The organism is Paenibacillus sp. FSL K6-1566 (genome assembly GCF_038050475.1).
Classification (GTDB): Bacteria; Bacillota; Bacilli; order Paenibacillales; family Paenibacillaceae; genus Paenibacillus_AQ; species Paenibacillus_AQ lactis.
Map to the genome: position 1 here is coordinate 3119097 of NZ_JBBOSR010000001.1, position 22942 is coordinate 3142038.

Here is a 22942-nt window from a genome sequence, read left to right on the forward strand (position 1 = left end):
CTACTTGGATGAAAGTATGCTAGCATAGCAAGGAGGTGTTGTGAATGAATGATATCCAATTATTAAATCAGCAGGATGCGCTTCAACATGAGGCGGATGAGGTCGTAAAGGAACTGAGGCTGGAAGAGCTTCTGGCAACAGCAGGAACGCCGGTACGAGTAGGCAGCTCCGCGCTCGGATTAATGGTGTGGAGAGACCTTGACATTACCGTGGTCTGCTCGAAGCTCCAGGTTGATGAAATTGCCCGAATTGCTTCCAGGCTGATGACGAGTAACGGTGTGCGAGAGCTTCGATTCCTCAATGATTCGGGCGATTTTAGGACAGATGCTAGTTACCCTGATGGTCTATATCTTGGGGTAAAGTATACCTCGTCAAAAGGAAAGGACTGGTCGATGGACCTATGGTTTGTCGATGAACCGGATCAGCAGCCTGATCTTAAGCATGTGGCAACGATGCCTGCTCGTCTAACACCGGAGCTGCGTCATGCAATCCTGCAGATTAAAAGCAGCTGGGCAGCACGTCAGGAGTACGGAAAAGAGGTAAAGAGCTACGATATTTACACGGCAGTCTTAGAGGATGATGTACGTAAACCGGAGCAGTTCGAAGCGTGGTTACGCAAAAAAAAGCTTGATCCTTGATTGGAAAAAGTCGCTAAAAAACTGCATCTCTAACTGTTAACGTGTGTCTAACAATTGGGGTGCAGTTCAATTTCGCGGCTTTTTTGTTTGCTTGGTATTTTCCGTATGGAGGCTTCCGCTTGCTCAGTTTCCATGCTATGATAAGCATACTTATTAAAGTAGTTTAATAAGTATTGGTAACGGAGGTGATCTTACCGTGAGCGAGAAGATATCAACGCCGAAAGACATGAAGAAGGAAATACTCCGGGGCATTCGAGCCACGCTTCTATCATGCGGCAGTGCAACGAAGGTCGAGCTGAGCGAAAAGCTAGGAATCAGCTTTCCGACGATCACGAAGTTTATCCACCAGATGGAGGAGGCAGGCGAACTGCTGACGCTTGGTCTCGACGAATCCAGCGGCGGCAGAAGAGCTCAACGTTACGCATATAATCCTGATTATCAGCTCAGCGTCGCCCTTTTTCTTGAGAGAACGGAAACGCAATACACAATATACAACAGCATGGGCGAAGTGAAGGAAAAAGGGATCTCTCCCGGCTTTCTGCTAGACGGTATTGAGACGTTGGCAGAGCAAATCGAATCCTTGATCAAGCGGTTTCCTAGGATCGGTTCGCTGGCTTTTGGCGTCCCGGGATCAGTGAACGGCGGGCGGATCATATATATTCCGGGCTATGAGAAATATCATGATTTTGACTTGAAGGATCATTTTGAGACCCGTTTTAAGCTTCCCGTCGTCGTGGAGAACGATATGAACGCAGCTGTATTGGGCTATTACGACAAAATGGACGTTCAAGACAATCCTTCGCTCGTCTATTTGTATTTCGGCCAGAACGGGCCGGGAGCAGGGATCCTGGTCAACGGAAACGTCGTTCGGGGAAGCACGTCCTTCTCGGGTGAAGTCTCATTCGTGCCCCTGTATGACAGGCGCAATTTCCAACAAGCGATCACTTACGTCGAAGGAACGAATGCTGCCATCAATGAGGCTGACAGGATTGATGCCGTGAGCCGCCTGATTGCTTCATTAACGGCGATTCTGAACCCGAATGCCGTCATCTTTAACCGTGATGAGGTAAACGATCGACTTCTTACCGCGATCTCGGCAAGAAGCGCTTCTTATATTTCGAAGGAGCATCTGCCGAAGCTTACGGCCAGCGATTGGCAGGAAGACTATTTGAACGGATTAAAGAGGCTGGGGCTGAATCTGCTTATTTCTGCAGACCATTGAAATTGAAAACGGGAGAGTACATGAATGGGGACTATATTGCTTCTAGTTATTTATTTGGCGTTTATCAGCCTCGGGCTGCCGGATTCCATGCTGGGCGCTTCATGGCCGGTCATGCGGCTGGACTTGAACGCGCCGCTTGGGATAGCGGGGCTGTTATCGATGACCGTTACGGTCGGGACGATCGTATCGAGCCTGTTAAGCGGAGTCGTTGTGCGGCGTTTCGGTACGGGGACCGTGACACTTGCAAGCTGTGTGATGACGGCCAGCGCACTCATCGGATTTTCATATGCGCCATCTGTCGTGTGGTTAATCGTCAGCGCCATTCCGCTCGGACTTGGCGGAGGTGCGGTCGATGCAGCGCTCAACCATTACGTTGCAGCACGATACAAGGCACATCACATGAGCTGGCTGCATTGTTTTTGGGGTGTCGGCGCGACAGCGGGGCCGATGATCATGGGCGCGTTCTTATCGGGAAATGCATCCTGGAGAGACGGCTATCTGGCCGTGGCAGGCATTCAATTTGCACTTGTGATTATCCTGGTCTTTACGCTTCCTTTATGGAGGGCGCGGGCCGGGAAAGCGAGTACGCGTTCGGAAGTGGAGCATTCGGAGACGGCATCTCCTTCGGGCAGGGAGGTGGCGTCCAAACCGCTTCAAGTGAAAGGCGTCAAGCTCGCATTGGCATCGTTCTTATTCTACTGCGGGGTTGAAATGACAGTGGGCTTATGGGGCAGCAGCTATTTGGTGAAAGAGCGGGGACTGGCCGCTGACGAAGCCGCGCTGTGGGGTTCGATTTATTTTGCAGGCATTACGATCGGAAGATTCATCACCGGATTCATTTCATTCAAATTAAGCAATCGGCTGCTCATTCGAGGCGGACAGATCCTGACGCTTACCGGGGTGCTGCTCCTGCTGCTGCCGCTTCCGACCGGTTGTGCGCTGGCCGGATTGCTGATCATGGGACTGGGACTCGCGCCAATCTATCCATGCATGCTGCATGAGACGCCGGTTCGATTCGGCCAAGAGCATGCCGGAAAAATCATGGGTTACCAGATGGCCGTTGCCTACACAGGCAGCACGTTGCTTCCGCCGCTTCTGGGACTGCTGGCCGGGTTCGCAACGATCGGAGTCTTTCCGATCTATATCGCCGTTTCGGCAGCAGCCATGATGTTGTTCTCCGAACGGTTGAACGTTCTATTGAACCGTCGACACGAGCGCTCGGCAGATATCCATCCGCTATAAGCGGGGTTAGCCATCCGAGCATTATAGATACTTGGAGGAGTTCTCGATGAACATGGACGAAAAGTTATTTCGTTATTATCTTGAGTTAAAAAGTCCCGAAGCCGGCGAATGGAATTCTTCTCCGCCATGTCTGTATACAGAAGTGGTGACAAGAGATTATGTGCGAAAATCGTTCAAGCCTACTGTGGTATTCAGGTATGCAATGTTGGAATTGGTACTGGGGATTGGGATGATTACCTTGGATACTGGCTTAAAGGAAAAGGAGTATTAACAAGTATTGATATCGACAATGATATATGTGAGATATTTGCCTATAGGCAAAAACGCGAAGGGCATCGCAATCCTTCTAAGGTTTTATGTAAAAGCATTTTTGATTCCGACTTGCCTAGAGGGGAGTTTGACATTGTAACTTTAATAGGTTCTGCGATCAACGAGACCGGCGACTTCAACAGATGCTTGGATTCTTGTTTCAGCTTACTGAAGCAAGGAGGATACCTTATGTTTATGGCAAGCCTTAAATACTCCTTCCTGGAAAAGCTGGAATTTTACATAAAGGGAACTGCGTTTCAGATAGAACAAAAGAATGTATACGATGAGTTCCCGGAGTACCCTTTTTTCATTTGCAAGATTAAAAAATAGAAGAGTACAAATAACCGTCTTAGATTGATGGTTATTTTTTATTCAGATTAACAAGAGTATTTACGAAACTTATTTATCAGCATTTTCCTGCAAATCCTTATGTTACAATTGAATTTGTCTTGTTAATTGTTGTTTGATGCTTCTGGGAAACCACAGATGCAGCAAAATAAAACAAAGGGGGGATGCTCCGTGAGCAAGCGCTCATGGTATGTGTTTTTGACGCTTTGCGCCTTGATCGTCATTAGCGGGATAGTTTACGATGCGTATCAATCCAAAGCTTCGTTCAAGGAGCTATTGCTCGATCATTTGAAGGAGTCCGAGAAGATCATCGAGATGAATGTCGGTAAGAATCGCCTCCGTTCGGACGAATCGCTGACTAAGATTACAGATCAAGCCACGATCGACAGGTTTATGGACAGCCTTTCCGAAATTAAGCTGCGAAAGAGTGATGTCTGGAATTACGATAACGACGAGTATGAAATACGGTTGTACACGTCAAATTACAGGACGTTCGGAGTATTCTTTTATGGCCCGGATCACATTCGAATTTACAACAGCGCAGTCAGACATAAAAGATATGGCTGGACTTATCGAATCGTAAACGATTTCGATCGGAGTGTCCTTGAGGGGCTGCTTAAGTAATTATGGCTATAGGGGGCTACATGCGTTGATGGAAAAGACCGTTCCCTCTTGGCTAAATATAACTAATTGATATTACTGCTTCAGCAGCAGATGAGTTAATTCCCGGCCTCCCTGCAGAAGTTGAACAGGATGTATCGGATGCATGCAGTTATTCCCTGTTATCCTATGGAGGAAAGGAGGGTCATTGGATGAATGTGCTTGAACATTTGAATGAAGCATTAGACTATATTGAACAGAATCTTGAGAACCAAATGGATGAACGTGAGATCGCTAAACGAGCCTGCTGCTCCATTTTTCACTTCAAAAGGATGTTTTCATACTTGGCAGGTATTCCTCTACAAGAATATATTCGTCGCAGACGTCTTACGCTTGCAGCGATTGATCTGCAGGACAGATCAGTCAAAGTCATCGACATCGCCATGAAGTACGGTTATCAATCGGCCGATGCATTCACCCGAGCTTTTCAGGCATTACATGGAATTACACCGACTGAGGCGAGAACTGCCGGGCATTCCTTAAAAGCATATCCTCCCATGACCTTTCGATTATCCATAGGAGGTAGTGAGCCCATGAAGTATAGAATCGAGCAAAAGGACGCATTTCAAGTGATCGGGATAAGAAATAGAGTCACACCCATCGCCTCAGGTGAACATCCTGGTGTAGTGCAGGTTTGGAAATCGACAGACCATGAACGGTATGCCAAGCTGAAATCGCTAAACAACCAAGCACCTTACGGAATATCGCATGTTCATCTCGGAGAAGGAGGACTGTTTGGGAAGCAAGATTTTGATTATTATATGGCTGTTGCTTCAACAGCATCTTGTCCTGAACACTTTACACACTTTATTGTGCCTGCAATGACTTGGGCCATATTTGAAGTGGAAATTCCATGGGAACAAGAAAAGTGGCACCGGATTTATGGCGAATGGTTTCCTTCCTCGGGATATGAGCAAGTTGAGGGACCCATGATCCAAGTCGGTCCTGAGATCGAAGCTGGTTTGGAAAAACAGGTGTTTACGGAAGAAATCGAGGTCGAGTTATGGATTCCCGTGGTTAAAGTTCGTTAGAACCATTTGAATTTATAATAGGAGCGATATTCAATGATGAACTTGCGACTGAAGGAAATGGATTTGGAAGCCTTTGTCTCATTTATGCAGAAACTTTCGGAGGATGATCGGTTACGTACTTAAATACCGGTTATACGCTCGCTGTATTGTCGAATTACGATGTGGATCGCGGTGTGAAAGGGGTTCACCTGAAATTTGAGGAGATGCTTTTTGCCGATTAGATTGGTCATTAGAAACGGGATACCATAATTTTAACACTGACGAGCCTGTAGAGGGATTCTCTAAGCTCGTCAGTGTATTTTTATATCGAATTATCGGCGAATCGATTCATCGAGCAGTTCCGGTATGGTAACCAACGTAACATTTTGATTTCGAAGGCTTCTGATGATGTCCGGTAACGCTTGAACCGTCCCGGATAAATCCTCGCCAACTCCTCCGGCAGCATGCTGCAAAATAATGGACCCTGGCATGGTGTGGGCCAGAACGTTGCTTTTGACTTGCTCCGCGTTTAATCCTTTCCAGTCCAATGAGTCGACATTCCAGTTCACGATGATTTTGTGTTGGCTTGCCAGCCATTGAATTTGTGGCTCATTGATGTTTCCGTATGGAGGTCGAACGAAGGTTGGCCGATAGCCCGTAAACGACTGAATCAATTTGTCTGTCCTGTTAATTTGACTCCGGAAATCTTCATCACTTAATTTGGGCAAATTCGCATGATTATACGAATGGTTTCCTAAAATATGACCTTCTTCAACCATACGCTGCACGATTTCGGGGTGAGCCTCAATCCGATTGCCAACGACAAAGAACGTTGCTCTGACGCCTTCCCGTTTTAAAGCATCCAAAATCTGAGGGGTATATACGTCATCAGGCGCATCGTCAAAAGTTAAAGCGACCTCGCGCTTGGAAGACGGGCCATGAAGCCAGAACGTGCTTTGGTACTTAGCCCTTAAGTCCGCAAGAGACATAGGTTTCGTGGTCCGGACAGCCTTTTCAGAACCATCTAATAAATTTGGAGTATTGGATGACTGTGTCAGGTTGTTGGCAACCGTATTTTGTCGCTGTTGGGGGACAGGTTGGGCTCGGCTGCCGCATCCAGAGCATATGAGGATTATCAATAGCGGCAGAAACCACCGTAATTTCATAATTAAATCTCCTCAGGTTATATTTTGCTCCTAATATTCCCCGGATTTTTAGCTTGTTATTCAATAAGAACGAAACGAACTGCTGGTCGTCTATAGTTTGAAAGAGTTCGTTTACATGTATTTTACTTGTATACAATTAACGGGATATGATAAGATGATAGCGTATTGAAAGCGTTTACTGTCTTTGGAAAGGGAAAATCCAATCGCAAAGGAGAGAGTTTAGTGAGAAGCAAGTGGAGGAGTCGGGTTGCCGCAGCCGTAACGTTTATCATGATGTTTGCAAGTTTCGCGTGGGCAATGCCGATAACGTATGCTGCAAATGTTGACTCGACCAACGTTATGATCAATGGCAGCTTTGAGGAGCCGGAGCAAGATGGGCGCGTGCCGGGCTGGCAGCCCGATGAAGATGCAGCGGCCCTTACCGTAAGCGAGTCCGTATATGCGGACGGGGAACGAAGTCTTCAAGTGGAGCGCCTGTTACCAGCTGCAGGCTCCGGAGCGGTGAGCGATGCCTACGCGATCGAGCCATTCGGAAATGTCGTCATGACGGCAAGTGTGCTTTCGGATGAAGGCAAGGGAGGCAAGGCCGACCTCAGGTTTTATGATGCAGACGGTAAGCTTGTCTCCATAGTCAGCGGTCTGGTCGGAGAACCCTCTGTGAAATGGCAGAGTTTACGCGTAGCTGCTGCGGCGCCTAAAAATGCTGCAGAGGTCAAAGTCGCCTTCAATTTTAATGGCGATCAAACCGGCAGGTATTTCGTTGACAGCGTCGCATTGCAAACGCATGCGTCCTCACCCTACTTAACGAATTTAGGGCAGCAATCGTCGAGTCTAACCCTGATGACCGCAGCCTTCGGTAAATACAAGAATGGCCAGGATGCTTTGTTTACGGTCGCACAGGGTGATCCGGCACAATTCATCGTAATGGATGTTGCTTCCAGAGAAGTGAAGGCCACACACCCGCTTGTAGCACTTGAAGCCGGCAGTGAGGGATAGAAACATCGGGAAGAGCGAAATGAATTTATGCCCGCCGAAGCCGCAGCTCTCCCTCTTCTATGAACACTTCCCCCCTAGTACCATGTGCAATTAAAGTAACTCATAAATCTTATAAATAGGAACGACCGTTTTCCCGTAAAGATTATTGCGGACGGTCGTTTTTTTTCATGATCAAAGGATATTGCCAAGTGCGGTCTTGGTGATCCATTACCCCATCGTCTTCACCAAGATAAACCGTCGTCCCTAGATGAATGTCTGGCAGAACACTCCGCCCCAAGACGGAGCTTCACTTAATGCCGGAGACGGTGTAATCCGGTACATCCCATCATGTATGCTTATTCTAAGGAATCCGGTATGCGCGATGAATAAAGGATGGATCTAATCCGAAACGTGCGGCGCATCCGAATAAGGGTGGTGAATCAGCTGCTTATCATTAAAAACGCCATGCAAAGCATGTGGATGGCATGGGAACGCATCTTTAAATGGTCTTCGCGTTTTCGCGGTTCACATACGTTTCACTTCGGCATCTGTACCGTCATGATCAAGAAGCATCGGGGGGCGCCGATCATCTGCGCCGATTCGACCGTCATTTCGCAAGGCGATTGGATCGGCGAGCTTCATCTGGACAATGCTGAAATCTTAAACCTGATCCGTACCGAAGGTCCCGACCTTGCAGCCCTCAAGATCGCAAGGCTCGGCCGGCGATCGATGAAGCTTATCAGCCGGGCCTATGCCGATCAGTCCGAGTTCAACGAGGTAAGAGCCTTGGTCGGCATTACGCTGCTCCACCGCGGGTTGACGCACGGCCTCGGGTTCGAGATGCAGGCCATGGAGCAAGGCTTGTTCCGGAGAATGACGACGTCGTATCTTCGCCTGCTGTTGTCGGTGCTGCACCCCGAAGGCAAGAACCGGATCGGTCGCCGTACAGAACAGCTCATCCCGATGATGCTGATCCATACCCGCGCTTCGCTTGCGAGACGATTTCCGAGCCCGGTCCACGAGACGGTGATGGAACAAGCGCGATAGCCTTCTTGTAATCCATCTAGGGATTAGGGGGCGCGCAAAGCCGCCGCTATAAAAAGCGTTCGGCTGTTAGAAAGAGGAATGCTGACAGCATTACGTACTATGGTTTGGAGGTAGCAGAGTAATATGGAGGATTGGTACAAGCTGGATCACGCCGGGAAGCTGTTTCCAGCCGTGGCGGGCCAAGAAAACTCATCAACCTACCGGTTGTCGTTCTTACTGAAACATCCCGTAAAGCCACCGATTTTGCAGAAGGCGCTGGATAGCGTAATTACGCGGTTTCCACTGCTTCATGTGGAGATGGGAAACGGGTTGTTCTGGAAATTTTTACGGGAAAAGGAGTCGCCGCTGCGGGTGGAGCCGGAGGGCACATACCCTTGCGCGCCGGTGTCGCTCTCGGATTCGAACGCTAGCCTGGTTCGCATTCTGTATCACGGCAGCAAGATCAGCGTCGAAATTTTTCATGCGTTGACCGACGGCGGGGGTGCCCTTGAGTTTCTTAAAACGCTAGTGTTCCAGTATTTATGTCTGCTTGGCGAAAATGTGGATGACAAGCAGGGGATGATCCTGCCGCCTGCGTCGTTTGCCAGATATGCGGAAGCCCAGGACAGCTTCAAGGCACACTATACATCAGAGCCGCCGCTTGATCTGGACAAGGCTCCCGAGGCGTTCCAAATACGAGGGACACGCTTTGTTCCCTACGGCCACAACGTCATTCACGGCATGCTTCGGGCCTCCGGCCTGAATGCATGTGCGAAAGAGAAGGGCGTAACGTTGACGGCGTATTTGACGGCCATTCTGGTGATAGCGGTCCATCATGCGGGTGAGCCACTAAATACGGAGCGTCGACCGATCGTAATCAGCATGCCGGTGAATCTGCGAAATATCTTTCCATCCAGCAGCCTCCGCAACTTTTTCGCGGTCATCAATATAGGCATTGCTGCGGCAGAGAACATGGATTTCGAGCAGGTGCTCGTGCAAGTCCAACAACAAATGAAGGAGAAAACAACGAAGTCTTATTTGTCTCGCACGATGTCCGGGAGCATGAAATACGAGAACACCTTCCTATCGCGAATCGCTCCGCTAAAGCTGAAGGATTTGGCAATCCGCTACGGATTTGACCATTATGGGGAAGAAGCCAAGACCCTTACGTTAACCAATCTGGGAAGGGTCGAGGTGCCGGAGGGAATGGCGGCGCATATTGAAGTGATGGAAACAACGATGTACCCTACGGCCAAAAGCCCGATGAACTGCGCGGTATGCTCCATCAACGATCAGCTGACCGTGACCTTCGCAAGAAATATCGTTGAGAGCGACATTATCATGCACTTCTTCCGCGAACTGTCCGGATTTACCGGGCTTGAGGTCAGGATTGTCAGCAATGATTGGGGGATGGGAGCATGAGATGCGATAGCTGCGGCGTTACGGTGGATCCGGCCCATGCGGTTTGTCCGCTTTGTCGGCGAAATACGGCCGGAGGCAGCAAAACGGCGGGCAATCGCTGGTATCCTTCCTATTCCGCAATGCCGGAACCGCGCGAGAGCGGCACGTTTGCCAGATCGCTGATTTTTATGATTATGGCGGTAATCAGCATTACCCTCGTCATTAACGTTTTGGGAAGCCGTGATGTTTGGTGGAGTCTGTATGTTGCACCCTGTGTGCTGTACGCGTGGCTGCTCATCCGTCACACGTTGATGTCCAATTCACATCTAGGGGCCAAAATCGTCGTTCAATGGCTCGGTCTGTCCGGTATGCTGCTATGGATCAACGCGCTTTCGGGTGGGACCGCCTGGTCAACCGGGTACGTCATCCCGTTCCTGGTTATGGCTGCAACCCTGCTGATGACGTTGCTCTGCATTGCAAAGCCGCTTGGCTGGCGCGAGTTCGGAGGATATTTGCTGCTTATGGTGTTTCTGGGATTTACCCCCTTACTGTTCTTTCTGCTCGGTCTTTCGCACGTATTATGGCCGTCGGTTTCGGCAGCGATGTATGCCCTGTTGACGTTCGGCGGGATGTGGCTGCTTGCGGACAAGGGCTTCCGCAAAGAAGTGAAGCGCAGGCTGCACTATTGACGAAAGTCATGAGGGGAATGATACCAAATGGATCATTCACCAAAAAGCCGAATGTGAATCAGCGTACGGACAAGATAGGGGTGGAAAAGAGAATACGGACCACGATGTATGATGCGGAGCACGGGTCCTGTACTAAGAAGATACACATGGTGTGTGTCTTTTTTTGTCGGTCAAAATATATAGACGTAAAAGAATATCTATTATTGTGATAGGACATTAGTTAAAAATGACTTAAAGTTGGTTTTATTTTTTAGAGGTGGGAGTAACGATGCTTTAACAATAACGAATATTCGGAGGTTGAACCGCATGACCGGTATATCTGAAGTGAGGACTTATCCAGTTACACCGCAGGATCGAATGAATTATTTGCTGGGACTGTACTCGGCAGTTCAGTAAATTGGCATGGTGTTGCATTTTCCCAGCCGGCAGTTTTCGGGGAGGCCGATGCGGGTTATATGACTGCACCTATCATGTTATCCCCATTCTTCAATTTGGGAGCCAGCACATATCGCAACACCCTTGCGTTATCTGTCGGCGATCATACCCCGGCCGTCACATGGGAGAACGTGAATCGTCTACTTGATGATATGGTGAGAGAGCTCACCGACGGCAGCCCAGGTTGACATGTCAAGGATAGGCTTCAGCCGTCACGCTTAGGTGATGAGGCTGGGAGCCTGTTTTTGTATTGGGGAGGAATACAAAGCATTTAAATTTTTGGTGAGTGCGAATAAGTTTTAGAGTAATAAAAATTACTTTTAGACGTAAATATTTGTTGACTTACAGAGTAACATGAATTACTCTTTGAAGTAAATATCATGGCAGTTCGCTAAACTGGTATTCAGTGACTGCCTGGTCATTTAGGGAGGAGAGGCTGTATGTCCAAGGTGCATGTGTTGAAACCGGATATTCATTCGCTTCATGGATTTTTCAGCAGGGAACTTGAGCCGGCTCTCTATATTCAGTCCGGGGATACGGTCGAGTATCAAACGCTGGATGCGGGTTGGGGACTTGCGAAGCGTTCTTCGCCAGGAGAGCCGAGATTGAAGTTTACCGAGCGCCTGCCGGAGCGGCAGGAGAAGCAGTTTGGGCATGCTCTGCTGGGTCCCGTACATATCGAAGGGGCGGAGCCTGGGGGCACATTGGAGATCCGGATCAATGAGATTGTGCCCGGCTCCTGGGGCTGGACCTCTGCCGGTGGCTTTCCTAGCTATTGGAACGAGAAGCTGGGCATGTCGGATACCGAGGAAGTGGCGCTGGATTTCGAACTGGATGCCCGGACGATGATCGGACGAAGCCAGTTCGGTAATTTCAAATACGGCGTCGGCCTGAAGCCGTTTATGGGAATTATGGGCATGCCGCCACAAGAAAAAGGCAGACATACCACGTTCGTGCCCAGGCCATATGGAGGCAACCTGGACTGCAAAGAGTTAACCGCCGGCAGTACGTTGTATCTGCCGATCCCGGTAAGCGGCGGCTTATTCTCGACAGGGGATGGCCATGCTGCGCAAGGAGACGGCGAAGTTAGCGGGCCCGCCTTGGAATGTCCCATGGAAAAGGTGAGTCTGACCTTCCGTGTCCGTGATGACATGGCCATTACAATGCCCCGGGCAAAGACGGGCACGGGCTGGCTGACGATGGGCTTCCACGAGGATCTTGACGAAGCGATGTGGATCGCTGTGAACGGGATGCTTGATCTTATGACCGAGCTCTATGCGATTTCAAGGACTGAAGCATATGCTTATGCCACATTGACAGTGGATCTAAGAATCACTCAAATCGTGAATACGGCTAAGGGCGTGCATGCTTTTCTGCCATTCGACGCGTTGAGATAGGAAGGAGAGGGGGAAATACCGACTTCAGGCATTAGAAGCGTACGCTTTGAAACCTGTTGGATGAAGGTTTGCACTTTATTAAAAATAGCTGCTTATACCTAGGAGGAACTGTAAATGCAATTATGTGAAACGATGGTGAATAACAATGGGGTGCATATTCACGTGACGGAGGCCCATCGGGAACTGAATAAGGGAGATGTTCCGCTCGTTATCATTCCCGGGTTGTCAGAATCAGCAGAAGATTACATTAGCATTGTAGAGAAGCTGACTCCCCGACATATCATTATGATCACGCTCCGCGGCCGGGGCAAAAGCGACTCCCCTGCATCGGGATTCACGCTCGAGGATCATATCAGTGATATCGACGCGGTTGTTCGTCATTTAGAACTTGAGTCATTCATTCTCATGGGATATTCAAGGGGCGTGTCGTATCAGCTAGGCTATGCCGTTCAGCATCCTGAACGCATCCGGGGGTTGATCATCGGCGACTATCCTGCCATTCATACTCAGCTTCCGCCGGGATGGGTGGAGTTCTTCGCATCCTTACCGCCGTGGCGGGGGAAGAAGCTGTATGACCGGATGCAGGCCGGGGCCTTGCATGCACTGCAGCGGGAATCAAGCAAGGTGGAGTTATGGGATGACTTGACCACTTTGACTTGTCCAGCCTTGATTATCCGTGGCGTAAAACCGCATCCCGGGTTATCATTAGAAGCAGCGGAGCAGTACAAGCTGAAGCTGCCACAGGCCAAGCTTGTGGAGTTCGATCAGCATGACCATAATATTTTCGAACCGGACGCGGAAGCGTTTGTCCGCACCGCAGATTCCTTTATGAACGCGATCAGGTAAGATCCTGAAGAAACATGAATCTACTATTAAAAAAGGGTGTACGCATTTGGACAATCTGAAGCTTAATGTATCGCTGCTGCGACAAAGAGTTCCGAACCTGACGAGCGCTGCCAAGTCGGTTGGATTGCGGCCGGCCACCGTCTCCAATTTATGTACGGGGAAGATCCCGGTCGGCCGCGCGGAAGTCCGCACGATTGCCGCATTGGCAGCGCTGGCGAAATGCAGTTTGGATGAGCTGATCTTGCGCGGAGATCGGATCGATATGATCGAAACGGGCATTAAGCCGCTCGATTTATTTGCCCCGATCGCTAAAGGCGGGACGGTAGGTTTAGTGGCCCGTCCGGGAATGGGGCAGCTGGTGCTGCTCGGCGAATTGTTCCATCATTTTAAACGGGATGGTTATATGACGATTCTGCTGAAGCCAGAAGGGGAATACCCCGAGCTGCAGGATATGCTGGATGATGTGGAGCGGGTGGCGTATTCCATAGAAGAAGTTTATGATGTCGCGGTAAGCACGCCGCCGGGTAAGGAGATGATGCTCGCCGCGGACCGGGAGCATGTGCTGACCGGAAAAATATACGAGCTGCAGGAGCGTCTGCAGCAGGAAGGCCATCAGCATGTTACCACATTTCTCGTCGACCTGAAAGGAGCTGTGGTTGATGAGGATATTCCTTACGGTCCGCTCGAAACGCTCTGGTATTTCGACGCGGATCTGGCGGCAAGACATATGTTTCCTGCCGTCAATCCGATCTACTCTACCTCGTCGGTGCTGGAAGGTGCCCATCTGGATCAGAATCACGCCTCGGTTCAGCAGCGGGCTCAGAAGCTGCTGCGCCGTTACCGCGAGCTTCGCTCATTAGTACAGGTGAGGGGTCTGCAGGCGATTCCTGCATCGGAAACGGAAGTGTATCAGAGAGGGGAGAGACTGGAGGCTTACCTTACACAGCCTTTTTACATTGCAAAAGCCTATTCCGGAAGAGAAGGGGAACGGGTTCCGCTCCAAGACACCCTGCATGACGTTCAGGCGATTCTGAATGGAAGTATGGATCATCGGGACGTAGAGAGCTTAACCTGGATCGGAAAAATAAATTAGTGCCGCAACAAGTGCAAACAAGCCGGTTCTGCTTCGCAAAGCAGAATTCGGCTTTTCGCATGCTCTCTATTAAATCCGGATTAATTCGGATTTCCCATTGAATATCATAGGTTCCTTTAATATAATTATCCAAGCTTGATCGACTGGCCGCATCTTGGACGGGGTCAGAGGATTACCGTTTTGGGAACCGGCCGTTCGATTATTTAACAAAAGAAGGAGACATGGGGTAATGAAGAACAAAAAGAATTGGATGATTACGGCAGCGATTGCAGTGTTATTGCTGCTCGTGTTCGTCCCGGTCCAGCAATCTTACAGTGCGGAGGGGTCTTCGGCAGCTGAAGTGTCAGGAAGCGCTCTTGAGGGGCAGTTTCACCTCAGTCATGTCGTAAAAATTTATATCCCATCCACGGTGAAGGGAAACATTGAAATCACCGAAGAAGCCCAGCAAAAGTTCGTAGATCAGGCATTAACGAAGTTTTCGCAATGGTTCGGCGGCGCTACAGCTATTGACGGTGAGGGTGCTTGGGTGGACAAAGATCAGAAGCTGATCAAGGAGAATGTTACGATTGTGTACGCCTATGCCGAGAAACTGGATAAGAAATCATTGGATCATGTGGTGGCGTATGCCAAGCAGCTGAAAGAGGATCTCGCTCAATATACGATTTCCCTAGAAGTGGATGGAAAAATGTACTTTATCGAATAAAAAGAAACGTCATAACGTGAACCCACAGGTATTATTACTTAACTCATGCATCATCATACTTAACAATAATGATCTATAGTGAAGGGGCTGACGCTTCTCATCCTGCAGCAGGGGATGAGAGGGCCAGCCTTTTTTTTTGCGCACTCCTAGTACAGAAATCTCCAGAGATAGAAGGTAGCGTAGGATTCCCAATTGACCCAAGAAGCCGACAGCTTCCGAATCTCTTCCTTCGTCGGCTTCTTCTCCATGCCCAGCACATGCTTGATCGCATTGTGCAGTCCAACGTCATCAATCGGAAAGGCGCTGGGGATCCGAAGGCAGCGCATCAGTACATAATTCGCCGTCCAGGGGCCAATGCCGCGGATCGCGATAAGCATGTTCTCCGCTTGCTTCAGGCCCCCGGCCTCAAGCAGCTTCTCCTTGGTCAATGCTCCATCTGCCATGAGTTTGGCAACGTCCAGAATGTACTCGCATTTCTTCACCGTCATCCGAAGACCGCTGAGGTCCCGGACGTTTAATCCCGCGATTTCCTCCGGCCGCGGGAATATCCAATATGTCTCTCCCTCGCATTCGAGGCGTCGGCCAAAGGCTTCCACGAAACGCCTCTTTAACGTATAGGCATAGGTTAAATTGATCTGTTGACCTAGAATGCCCCAGCACAACGCTTCGAACAGATCGGGGATTCCCATGTTGCGAAGCCCGTAGAAGGATTGGACAGCTTCGCGGAGGAGGGGATCAACAGCCGCCATCTCATAGAATGGAACCAGATCGGTGTTCATGTCGAACCAATCGCGGACGTACGCAGCTGCTTCAGCCCGCATACTGGGCTCAACAGGGATGAAATCCCCAAGGAAACGAACGATGACGGCCTGTTCGTGAGGCGCTTCGCGAACTTCAATCACGACGATATCCTGTCCTAGGCCCAAGGGGAGAGCTCGATAAATCCGGTCGTTGCGGATGTGAAACAGACATTCATTCGGCGAGCGCTGCAGGTAACTCAGGTTCTCCTTGAAGCTGAATTCCTTCGGCACGAACATCTTGAGTTCATGCTGATGGTCCTCCCAGCTGCTATGAGGGACCGGATTCGGATGGGAGTGCCGAGAGGAAACCGAAGCAGCACGCTGATTCGTATCAGCGAGACTGCCCCATGCATGCTCAGTGCTTGGTTCTATGGAATTTGCGGGCGTTCGGCCGTTTGGTGTCGGCTTCGATTGGGACATGATTCATCGTTTCCTTTCGCTCTAATTATCTCTTATACTATTTGTACCATACTACGGAAGCAAATCATTTTGTAATCTTGCTCTTATATTCCAAAAACCGTACAACGAGCCGAACCTGTGGTTATAATGTTAGCGGAGGTGAATGAAACGTGGCCAACCGGATCGAGCCAACCGAAGCACAGTGGAAGGCGATCATCGAAAATGATAAAGCGAGTGACGGCAAGTTTTTTTATGCGGTCGAAACGACCGGGATTTTCTGCAGACCTTCCTGCAAGTCCAGACCCCCGAAAAAAGAAAATGTGCGCGTATTTCAATCGGCGGATGAAGCAAGATCCGAGCAATTCCGTCCATGCAAACGGTGTAAGCCAACGGGAGAGCGCCTGCCGGACCACGAATGGATCGAGCTTGTCAAGGAGTACATCGATAAAAACTACAACGAGCAGCTAACGCTGGATCTGTTGGCCGATGTGAGTCACGGCAGTCCGTATCACCTTCACCGCATATTCAAGCGGGTCACCGGAATGACCCCGACGGAATATATCCAGAAGCTGCGTGTCGATAAAGCCAAGCAGCTCCTGACGGATACGGCTAAACCTATCGCTGATATCGGTCAATTGGTCGGGATAGAGAATGCGGCTTACTTCGTAACTTTGTTTAAGAAGAAGACCGGGACGACTCCTTTAAGCTATCGCCGGCAAGCTTTAAATTATTCAAGTATGGAGGTAATGAATCATGATGGAATCCAATCCTGATGTGATCCGCTGGACGCGGCTGACTCATGCTCGCTGGAGCATGTACATCGCGGCAACGGAGCAAGGATTATGCTATGTCGGTTCACAGGATAAGACGTTTGACGAGATGGCGGAATGGGTCGCTGCTAAATATCCCGGTGCTGGGCTTGTGCAGGATGACCGCATTATGAAGCCCTATGTAAGAGAGCTGGAGGAATATTTGCAGGGAAAGCGTGACCGGTTCGAGATGGCCATGGATTATAAGGGGACTCCTTTTCAAAAGGCGGTGTGGCGTGCACTGTGCCAAATCCCATACGGGAAGACGATGACGTATACGGACATCGCCCAAAGCATCGGAAAGCCGGCTGCCGTTCGAGCGGTAGGGGCCGCCATCGGGGCGAATCCTCTCTTGGTCACCGTACCATGTCACCGGGTTATCGGCAAAAATGGGGCCTTGACGGGCTATCGCGGAGGCCTTGCGATGAAGAGCCAGCTGCTGGAGCTTGAGCGTAAACATGAGCAAGCGATTCAGAAGGAGACCGCGGAGTATGTCTAGTACGCTGCCCGAACGCATTGAAGGGCTGTACTGGGAAGGGATTCAAACGGAGCTGGATGAACGCGGCTATGCCGTGATACCCAGGCTGCTGCTGCCGGAAGAGTGCGCGGCAATCATAGGCACTTACCAGGAGGAATCGCGGTTTCGCAGTACGATCAACATGGCAAGGCACCGGTTCGGGATCGGTGAGTATAAATACTATCAGGCTCCCCTCCCGGAACTGCTTCAGCAGCTCCGGGAGGGCTTCTATCCCGAGCTGGCGCTAACGGCCAACCGCTGGCTGGCATGGCTCGGAAGCGAGGAGAGGTACCCGGCAAGGCTGGACGATTTTCTGGCGGTATGCCATGCTCAGGAACAGCGGCGCTCAACGCCGTTGATTCTAAAATATGAGGAAGGCGGATATAACTGTCTGCATCAGGATTTGTATGGGGATGTGTTTTTTCCATTCCAGGTCGTGTTCGTATTAAACGAACGAGAAGCCGATTATACAGGCGGAGAATTTCTTCTGGTGGAACAGCGGCCCCGCGCGCAGAGCCGGGGGCATGTCATCACCTTGGAGCAGGGCTCTGGCTTGATCTTTCCGACCCATCACCGGCCAGTCATGGGAACCCGGGGATATTACCGGACGATGCTGCGGCATGGTGTGAGCACAATCACCTCCGGGACCAGGTACAGCCTCGGGATCATTTTCCATGATGCCAAGTGAGCCCGTTTCTTCTTGTTCATCCTTTTAACTTTTTTGAAAAAGAGCGAGCAGCTGCTATCTTCCCGTTCTTGGATAATCGGAGTAACCGGGATATTTGACAATATACCCTTTTTCCTTTCGCAGGGCGTGTATAAATTCCGACCCTACATGAAGGTTCTCCTGAATTAGCTGATGAGGGGTGAGCGCCATCCATTGATTCAGGGAAACATCTTCAAAGCGGCTGCTCTTAAACATTTCCAAAACCCACAGACTTCGGTCGCCGGTATTCTGAATATAATGCCCATATGCGAACGGCACATATCCGACATCGCCGGCACGATAATCGAAAGTGCGAGCCGTGCCATTGGGTGCAAAAACGGTCATGCGGCCAGTGCCCGATATATAATACTGCCATTCATCATTGTTTGGATGCCAGTGCATTTCTCGCATTGCACCCGGTTTGATCTCCAGCAATGAGGCGGCAATGGTCGTCGAAATTGGAAAATTGGTGGAGTCCACGATCCGCACCGTCCCGCCCGGAGTAACGATCGGCTCCTGTGCGAGCAGTCGATGCGTGAAGCTTTTTGGCACCGTACCATAGGGGTCCGCTACGAGTTGACTTTCAAGAGGACCCGGAATGTTTCCTTGAAAGATATATCGCTGTTGTTTGGGAATATGGGTAAAAGAGCTGGCGGGCACGCCAAAATTCGCCGACAGCACGTCTTTCGGCGTATGTGCGAACCAGTCAGAGATCGATAATGTATTGAGGTCGGAGAAGCTGCCGTCATCGAAGACCAGCAGAAACTCGCAGCCACTTTCCAGCCCTTGAATGGAGTGGGGAATTCCCGGCGGAAAATACCACAGATCACCTACGCCGACATCGGCTATGAAGTTTCTTCCATCCTGATCGACTGCCGTAATGCGTGCGCTGCCGACGAGGACGATCGCCCATTCCGCCGACTGATGCCAATGCAGTTCTCGCACACCGCCCGGAGTCAGCGCCATATTCACCCCGGAAAGCGTAGTTGCAATCGGGAGCTGTCGAACGGTAACCTCCCGGGACCAGCCGCCATGATTCAACTGCATATAGGTATCGGAAAAGGAAAATTTCAGGTTGGGAAGCGTACCCGCATCCGTCACAGGCGGAACCAGCATATCCGGGTTCTCCAGGTCACGCATGATGTCACGTGGTCCCAAATCCCACCACCCGGCGCCATCATTCCGTACAGGTTGGGGTATATATCCATCCCTGTTGTCATTACTCAATAGTATTCACACCTCTCATCTTCATCAAAATATGAACGAAGTTACTTAATAAACGTTATGAACAGCATTTCGGATTTAGAAATGCAACATCTCCCGCGATCGCCACAATCCACGGCATGTTTGGAGCGCAAGCCTGGCGGGAATACCCATCGCACGAAAGACGGCAAGGTCGGAGGGGAGAGCGGCAAGCTTGTGATTCGGCTTCTGGCTGGCGAAGCTGAAGGTTTCAGTATACTATAGAAGGAACTCGCTTCTCGTTGTCTTCATGAAGATAAAGGGAATATTGGCCTGAGCAGACAAGGGGGGACCTTATGAAAACGGAGGTTCAGTATAAAACGCCGAAGACATTGCTTAATAAAGGAACCGGGTTTTTGAACGGATACAGCCATACCTTGAATCCGTATACGGGCTGCAGCTTTGCCTGTTCGTATTGTTATGTGAGGCAAATGCCGGTCTCTTTATTTCGCAAGCAGGAGTGGGGCTCCTGGGTCGATGTGAAGCAAGGAGCGGCCGAAACTCTTCGCAAGGAGCTGAGTCGAGCCAAGCAGAAGGGGCCGGTTACCATCTTCATGTCCTCGAGCACCGACCCGTACCAGCCGGCAGAAGCGAAGGAGGAAGTGACTCGCATGATACTGGAGGTCATGGCCGCGGATCCGCCGGATTTTCTATTGGTGCAGACTCGCAGTCCGTTGGTTCGGCGGGATATTGATCTGCTGCAGCAATTAGGGGATCGGGTCCGGGTCAGCATGACGGTGGAGACGGACAGGGAGGACATCCGAAAGCAATTTACGCCTTCGGCTCCGCCGATCCAGGCCAGATTGAAGGCCCTTGAACAGCTGAGAGATGCCGGAATCCGGACGCAAGCCGCGATTGCTCCCGTGCTGCCAAGCACGGAGAAATTCCCTGAGATCCTGCGCCCGCTTGTCCATCGCGTATGTATCGACGATTATTTCATGGGTGACGGGAGCGGCGGGAAACGCACGAAGAAGCTCGCTTTGAACGAGCTGTATAGAGTGCTCGGACTTGAGGAATGGTACCACCCTTCCGCCTATCGGGTCGTATATGATCGGTTTCGCACGGTATTTCCGGAAGATCAGCTGTATGTGAGTCAAAAGGGATTCGAACCATGAGTGAATCGCAGCAACATTCATATATCAGTTAAGCCTTCAAAGGGATGGTTCCTTGGAAGGCTTTTATTATAAGCAGATCGGATAGCGATGCGGCGACCGAAGCGGGTGATGTCTTAAGCGGTTAGAGCAATTCAAACCGGTTGAGCATGCTCAGGCTCGTATTTTGTATTCCAGTGATGTTATTGGATGTTATAATTACCCAATAGAGTATATATTTAAAAACTGAATGCCTGTGACTGTTATAGCCCACATGGATTCGAATTTAAGCGAGGTGATTGCGCTGAATGACGATTTGGAGCTATCCACTGCAAAGGAGGGAGGGGCATGAATAAGAAGCATATTAGAATTATTATCATTGCATTAAGTTGTCTAGCATTACTGGGTTCGGTTTATATGGTCAGAGGATTTATAGATTATTATCAAAGTTTAAACACAACTATTCATAATGCAGCCCCATCTCCAAAAGCCATGCAGGATTGGCAAAAAGATTACGATCGAAGAGTTCGAAGCGAACCTGCAGAAAGGGTGGTAACTAAATACGGGGATTTTTATTACGCCTCTTCTCCAAACTCATTTCCGAGGAGTGAAATAGCTAATCTCGATGCTGACGACGAAGTGACCCAAGATACCAAACAGATCATATTGAAGGGATATTATTACGAGAAGAAGTTATAAGTAAGAGCAATTCCGAATCGGGTCGTTCCGTAACGGGTGAAGCGTAAATGACATAATAGCACGAAACAAACTACTTTGATGGAGAAACTACATATGAAGATATTTCTTGTAAGACACGGCGCAGATGAAGAGGGCTTTCGAGGGGGATGGAGCAGCAGGGGGTTAATCGAGCAAGGCGTGTTCCAATCGAGGAGGCTTGGGGAGTTTCTGCATCGTTACCAAGACGAATATGGGATTCGCACAATAATGAGCAGTGATCTACCACGCGCAGTTGAAACGGCTAGGGAGATTGAACGAATTATTAACAAAGAAACCATTTACTCCGAAGATTTGGAGGGAAAGGAATAACGGGTATTTAGCAGGTATGCCAAATCAAGAAGCCGAGAAACGGTATCCAGGTGTTTACTTCAATACGCTGGACATGGATGCTCCTTTTCCGGGAGGGGAAACACCGAAGCATTTTTATAACCGAATTATCAAAGCATTTGAGAGCTTATGCAGGAAGCTTGAATGTCAAGAAGTGAAGTCGAATGTTCTGCTAGTTACCCATGGCGGTGTCATTAATGTCTTGTATTATCATTTAAACGGTCAGGATTGGACCAACAAAAGTCCGTTCTTTCCAATTGATAACACAAGTGTGCATACGGTTGAGAAGATCTTGAATCAATGGAAGATTACCGAAAAGAATACGATGAAGCATTGTAAGGGGCTTTTAGCTAGGTCTATCAAATAATTCAGAAAAGAGTGATCGCGTATGGCTACACATGAACAGATTTATCAAAATCAATCGGATATCTATGAGTTGATGATTAGTAAGCAGCCTGAATTATCTGAAGTGATCCGGGGGATCCGGAATTTTCAGGATTTAGCGGTCCTGGATCTAGGAGCGGGAACTGGCCGGTTATCAAGTGCTGTTGCGAAGGATGCGGGTTCATTAATCTGTACGGACATTTCTGCTCCCATGCTGGAGCTCTTAGATCAAAAATTAATTGGGCAAGGGCTTGAGCGTAATTGGAGTGCGGTTGTTGCAGACCATAGGGAGCTGCCCCTGGCCGATAAATCGATAGATTTGGCGGTTTAGGGCTGGAGTATCGGTTATTTAGCCAATACGGACAATGACGATTGGGCGGAAAATTTAGAACGGGTCATGTCTGAACTTCACCGTGTGCTGAAGCCACATGCCACCATCATCATATTCGAGACGATGGGCACGGGGACGGAAACCCCGAATCCTCCCGGATTTCTGACGAAGTATTATACAGCACTTGAAGAGGAATACGGCTTCCAGCACAAGTGGATCCGAATGGACTATACCTTTAGCCATGTCGAAGAAGCCAGACAATGCACCGAGTTTTTCTTTGGCGAAGAGCTTGGGCGGAAGATCCTCGACAATCAGTGGTCAACGGTTCCGGAATGTGCAGGAATTTGGTGGAAGCATATATAGTTAAATTCAATGTGAAAAGGCCTTTACCCGATAAACCTCAGGGTGTAGGCCGATTTTCAATGATTTTTTTGATTT

28 protein-coding genes are annotated in these 22942 nt (G+C 49.6%); 25 read left to right on the plus strand and 3 right to left on the minus strand.

Going from position 1 to position 22942, the window contains the following annotated elements:
• Positions 1-44: 44 nt before the first annotated feature.
• The 7 genes from NST08_RS13735 (at position 45) to NST08_RS13765 (ending at position 5450) form a co-directional block, all read left to right on the plus strand.
• On the plus strand, positions 45-638 hold the full coding sequence (locus NST08_RS13735; RefSeq protein ID WP_341341856.1) for a hypothetical protein: 594 nt from the start codon (positions 45-47) through the stop codon (positions 636-638).
• A gap of 196 nt (positions 639-834) precedes the next feature.
• The gene (locus NST08_RS13740) at positions 835-1860 is read left to right on the plus strand and encodes an ROK family transcriptional regulator (RefSeq protein ID WP_007131897.1); all 1026 of its coding nucleotides are present in this window, start codon (positions 835-837) and stop codon (positions 1858-1860) included.
• Positions 1861-1884: 24 nt separating this feature from the next.
• A complete protein-coding gene (locus NST08_RS13745) occupies positions 1885-3102 on the plus strand; it encodes an MFS transporter (RefSeq protein ID WP_341341857.1) in 1218 nt (405 codons plus the stop codon).
• A 46-nt stretch (positions 3103-3148) separates the two neighbouring features.
• Positions 3149-3373 (plus strand): hypothetical protein, encoded by a 225-nt coding sequence (locus NST08_RS13750; RefSeq protein WP_341342663.1) that lies wholly within the window; start codon positions 3149-3151, stop codon positions 3371-3373.
• Positions 3313-3741, plus strand: coding sequence for a methyltransferase domain-containing protein (locus NST08_RS13755; protein ID WP_244869122.1), 429 nt, complete (start codon positions 3313-3315; stop codon positions 3739-3741). The genes NST08_RS13750 and NST08_RS13755 overlap by 61 nt, the downstream gene beginning before the upstream one ends.
• A gap of 189 nt (positions 3742-3930) precedes the next feature.
• Positions 3931-4383 carry a hypothetical protein gene (locus NST08_RS13760; RefSeq protein WP_007131900.1) on the plus strand — a complete coding sequence of 151 codons (453 nt, stop codon included), beginning with the start codon at positions 3931-3933 and terminating at the stop codon, positions 4381-4383.
• A 188-nt stretch (positions 4384-4571) separates the two neighbouring features.
• Entirely contained in the window at positions 4572-5450 is an 879-nt protein-coding gene (locus NST08_RS13765) for an AraC family transcriptional regulator (RefSeq protein ID WP_007131901.1), read from the plus strand.
• A 311-nt stretch (positions 5451-5761) separates the two neighbouring features.
• On the opposite strand, the gene NST08_RS13770 is transcribed toward NST08_RS13765, so the two are convergent.
• Complete coding sequence (locus NST08_RS13770; RefSeq protein ID WP_341033539.1) at positions 5762-6595, minus strand: polysaccharide deacetylase family protein; 834 nt, start codon at positions 6593-6595, stop codon at positions 5762-5764.
• A 222-nt stretch (positions 6596-6817) separates the two neighbouring features.
• Between NST08_RS13770 and NST08_RS13775 the strand changes: the two genes are divergently transcribed.
• From NST08_RS13775 to NST08_RS13815, 9 genes are all read left to right on the plus strand, one after another.
• On the plus strand, positions 6818-7591 hold the full coding sequence (locus NST08_RS13775) for a hypothetical protein (protein ID WP_341341858.1): 774 nt from the start codon (positions 6818-6820) through the stop codon (positions 7589-7591).
• A gap of 372 nt (positions 7592-7963) precedes the next feature.
• Complete coding sequence (locus NST08_RS13780; protein WP_083832624.1) at positions 7964-8617, plus strand: YkoP family protein; 654 nt, start codon at positions 7964-7966, stop codon at positions 8615-8617.
• Positions 8618-8740: 123 nt separating this feature from the next.
• Positions 8741-10018: a hypothetical protein gene (locus NST08_RS13785; RefSeq protein ID WP_007130248.1), complete on the plus strand. Its 1278-nt coding sequence runs from the start codon at positions 8741-8743 to the stop codon at positions 10016-10018.
• Positions 10015-10686 (plus strand): DUF6320 domain-containing protein, encoded by a 672-nt coding sequence (locus NST08_RS13790; RefSeq protein ID WP_341341859.1) that lies wholly within the window; start codon positions 10015-10017, stop codon positions 10684-10686. The genes NST08_RS13785 and NST08_RS13790 overlap by 4 nt, the downstream gene beginning before the upstream one ends.
• 455 nt (positions 10687-11141) lie before the next feature.
• Positions 11142-11309: a hypothetical protein gene (locus NST08_RS13795; RefSeq protein ID WP_157462167.1), complete on the plus strand. Its 168-nt coding sequence runs from the start codon at positions 11142-11144 to the stop codon at positions 11307-11309.
• 252 nt (positions 11310-11561) lie between these two features.
• Entirely contained in the window at positions 11562-12518 is a 957-nt protein-coding gene (locus NST08_RS13800; RefSeq protein ID WP_007130246.1) for an acetamidase/formamidase family protein, read from the plus strand.
• A 114-nt stretch (positions 12519-12632) separates the two neighbouring features.
• Positions 12633-13364 (plus strand): alpha/beta fold hydrolase, encoded by a 732-nt coding sequence (locus NST08_RS13805; RefSeq protein ID WP_007130245.1) that lies wholly within the window; start codon positions 12633-12635, stop codon positions 13362-13364.
• 46 nt (positions 13365-13410) lie between these two features.
• Positions 13411-14457 carry an ATP synthase beta subunit C-terminal domain-containing protein gene (locus NST08_RS13810; RefSeq protein WP_007130244.1) on the plus strand — a complete coding sequence of 349 codons (1047 nt, stop codon included), beginning with the start codon at positions 13411-13413 and terminating at the stop codon, positions 14455-14457.
• Between the two features lie 229 nt (positions 14458-14686).
• Entirely contained in the window at positions 14687-15160 is a 474-nt protein-coding gene (locus NST08_RS13815; protein ID WP_007130243.1) for a DUF3574 domain-containing protein, read from the plus strand.
• A gap of 146 nt (positions 15161-15306) precedes the next feature.
• On the opposite strand, the gene NST08_RS13820 is transcribed toward NST08_RS13815, so the two are convergent.
• Entirely contained in the window at positions 15307-16380 is a 1074-nt protein-coding gene (locus tag NST08_RS13820) for a DNA-3-methyladenine glycosylase family protein (protein WP_341341860.1), read from the minus strand.
• Between the two features lie 149 nt (positions 16381-16529).
• Here NST08_RS13820 and NST08_RS13825 point away from each other — a divergent pair, with 149 nt between their 5' ends.
• Genes NST08_RS13825 through NST08_RS13835 form a run of 3 tightly spaced genes read left to right on the plus strand, consistent with a single transcriptional unit; the run spans position 16530 to position 18373 of the window.
• On the plus strand, positions 16530-17132 hold the full coding sequence (locus NST08_RS13825) for a bifunctional transcriptional activator/DNA repair enzyme AdaA (protein WP_007130241.1): 603 nt from the start codon (positions 16530-16532) through the stop codon (positions 17130-17132).
• A complete protein-coding gene (locus NST08_RS13830; protein ID WP_040738734.1) occupies positions 17116-17667 on the plus strand; it encodes a methylated-DNA--[protein]-cysteine S-methyltransferase in 552 nt (183 codons plus the stop codon). The genes NST08_RS13825 and NST08_RS13830 overlap by 17 nt, the downstream gene beginning before the upstream one ends.
• Positions 17660-18373, plus strand: a complete 714-nt coding sequence (locus NST08_RS13835; RefSeq protein WP_007130239.1) for a 2OG-Fe(II) oxygenase — start codon at positions 17660-17662, stop codon at positions 18371-18373. Before NST08_RS13830 ends, NST08_RS13835 begins: the two co-directional genes overlap by 8 nt.
• Positions 18374-18427: 54 nt before the next feature.
• Here NST08_RS13835 and NST08_RS13840 read toward each other — a convergent pair whose 3' ends face one another.
• Positions 18428-19618, minus strand: a complete 1191-nt coding sequence (locus tag NST08_RS13840) for an oxalate decarboxylase family bicupin (protein ID WP_007130238.1) — start codon at positions 19616-19618, stop codon at positions 18428-18430.
• Between the two features lie 311 nt (positions 19619-19929).
• On the opposite strand from NST08_RS13840, the gene NST08_RS13845 reads away from it, so the two are divergent.
• The 6 genes from NST08_RS13845 (at position 19930) to NST08_RS13870 (ending at position 22867) form a co-directional block, all read left to right on the plus strand.
• The gene (locus tag NST08_RS13845) at positions 19930-20748 is read left to right on the plus strand and encodes an SPL family radical SAM protein (protein WP_007130237.1); all 819 of its coding nucleotides are present in this window, start codon (positions 19930-19932) and stop codon (positions 20746-20748) included.
• A 324-nt stretch (positions 20749-21072) separates the two neighbouring features.
• Positions 21073-21423, plus strand: coding sequence for a hypothetical protein (locus NST08_RS13850; RefSeq protein WP_007130236.1), 351 nt, complete (start codon positions 21073-21075; stop codon positions 21421-21423).
• Positions 21424-21516: 93 nt separating this feature from the next.
• Positions 21517-21771, plus strand: a complete 255-nt coding sequence (locus tag NST08_RS13855) for a phosphoglycerate mutase family protein (protein ID WP_007130235.1) — start codon at positions 21517-21519, stop codon at positions 21769-21771.
• Entirely contained in the window at positions 21713-22156 is a 444-nt protein-coding gene (locus tag NST08_RS13860; RefSeq protein ID WP_251537554.1) for a histidine phosphatase family protein, read from the plus strand. Before NST08_RS13855 ends, NST08_RS13860 begins: the two co-directional genes overlap by 59 nt.
• Positions 22157-22177: 21 nt before the next feature.
• Entirely contained in the window at positions 22178-22504 is a 327-nt protein-coding gene (locus tag NST08_RS13865) for a class I SAM-dependent methyltransferase (protein ID WP_007130233.1), read from the plus strand.
• Between the two features lie 66 nt (positions 22505-22570).
• Positions 22571-22867, plus strand: a complete 297-nt coding sequence (locus NST08_RS13870; protein ID WP_007130232.1) for a hypothetical protein — start codon at positions 22571-22573, stop codon at positions 22865-22867.
• Positions 22868-22942 lie beyond the last annotated feature (75 nt).

What these genes read in the sequence shown, in the direction of transcription:
- NST08_RS13735 (WP_341341856.1), top strand. Translation starts at nt 45, where the DNA reads ATGAATGATATCCAATTATTAAATCAGCAGGATGCGCTTCAACATGAG.
- NST08_RS13785 (WP_007130248.1), top strand. Translation starts at nt 8,741, where the DNA reads ATGGAGGATTGGTACAAGCTGGATCACGCCGGGAAGCTGTTTCCAGCC.
- NST08_RS13765 (WP_007131901.1), top strand. Translation starts at nt 4,572, where the DNA reads ATGAATGTGCTTGAACATTTGAATGAAGCATTAGACTATATTGAACAG.
- NST08_RS13815 (WP_007130243.1), top strand. Translation starts at nt 14,687, where the DNA reads ATGAAGAACAAAAAGAATTGGATGATTACGGCAGCGATTGCAGTGTTA.
- NST08_RS13780 (WP_083832624.1), top strand. Translation starts at nt 7,964, where the DNA reads ATGGATCTAATCCGAAACGTGCGGCGCATCCGAATAAGGGTGGTGAAT.
- NST08_RS13845 (WP_007130237.1), top strand. Translation starts at nt 19,930, where the DNA reads ATGAAAACGGAGGTTCAGTATAAAACGCCGAAGACATTGCTTAATAAA.
- NST08_RS13800 (WP_007130246.1), top strand. Translation starts at nt 11,562, where the DNA reads ATGTCCAAGGTGCATGTGTTGAAACCGGATATTCATTCGCTTCATGGA.
- NST08_RS13820 (WP_341341860.1), bottom strand. Translation starts at nt 16,380, where the DNA reads ATGTCCCAATCGAAGCCGACACCAAACGGCCGAACGCCCGCAAATTCC.
- NST08_RS13850 (WP_007130236.1), top strand. Translation starts at nt 21,073, where the DNA reads ATGAATAAGAAGCATATTAGAATTATTATCATTGCATTAAGTTGTCTA.
- NST08_RS13745 (WP_341341857.1), top strand. Translation starts at nt 1,885, where the DNA reads ATGGGGACTATATTGCTTCTAGTTATTTATTTGGCGTTTATCAGCCTC.
- NST08_RS13790 (WP_341341859.1), top strand. Translation starts at nt 10,015, where the DNA reads ATGAGATGCGATAGCTGCGGCGTTACGGTGGATCCGGCCCATGCGGTT.
- NST08_RS13750 (WP_341342663.1), top strand. Translation starts at nt 3,149, where the DNA reads ATGAACATGGACGAAAAGTTATTTCGTTATTATCTTGAGTTAAAAAGT.
- NST08_RS13805 (WP_007130245.1), top strand. Translation starts at nt 12,633, where the DNA reads ATGCAATTATGTGAAACGATGGTGAATAACAATGGGGTGCATATTCAC.
- NST08_RS13830 (WP_040738734.1), top strand. Translation starts at nt 17,116, where the DNA reads ATGGAATCCAATCCTGATGTGATCCGCTGGACGCGGCTGACTCATGCT.
- NST08_RS13770 (WP_341033539.1), bottom strand. Translation starts at nt 6,595, where the DNA reads ATGAAATTACGGTGGTTTCTGCCGCTATTGATAATCCTCATATGCTCT.
- NST08_RS13835 (WP_007130239.1), top strand. Translation starts at nt 17,660, where the DNA reads ATGTCTAGTACGCTGCCCGAACGCATTGAAGGGCTGTACTGGGAAGGG.
- NST08_RS13855 (WP_007130235.1), top strand. Translation starts at nt 21,517, where the DNA reads ATGAAGATATTTCTTGTAAGACACGGCGCAGATGAAGAGGGCTTTCGA.
- NST08_RS13870 (WP_007130232.1), top strand. Translation starts at nt 22,571, where the DNA reads ATGTCTGAACTTCACCGTGTGCTGAAGCCACATGCCACCATCATCATA.
- NST08_RS13795 (WP_157462167.1), top strand. Translation starts at nt 11,142, where the DNA reads ATGACTGCACCTATCATGTTATCCCCATTCTTCAATTTGGGAGCCAGC.
- NST08_RS13865 (WP_007130233.1), top strand. Translation starts at nt 22,178, where the DNA reads ATGGCTACACATGAACAGATTTATCAAAATCAATCGGATATCTATGAG.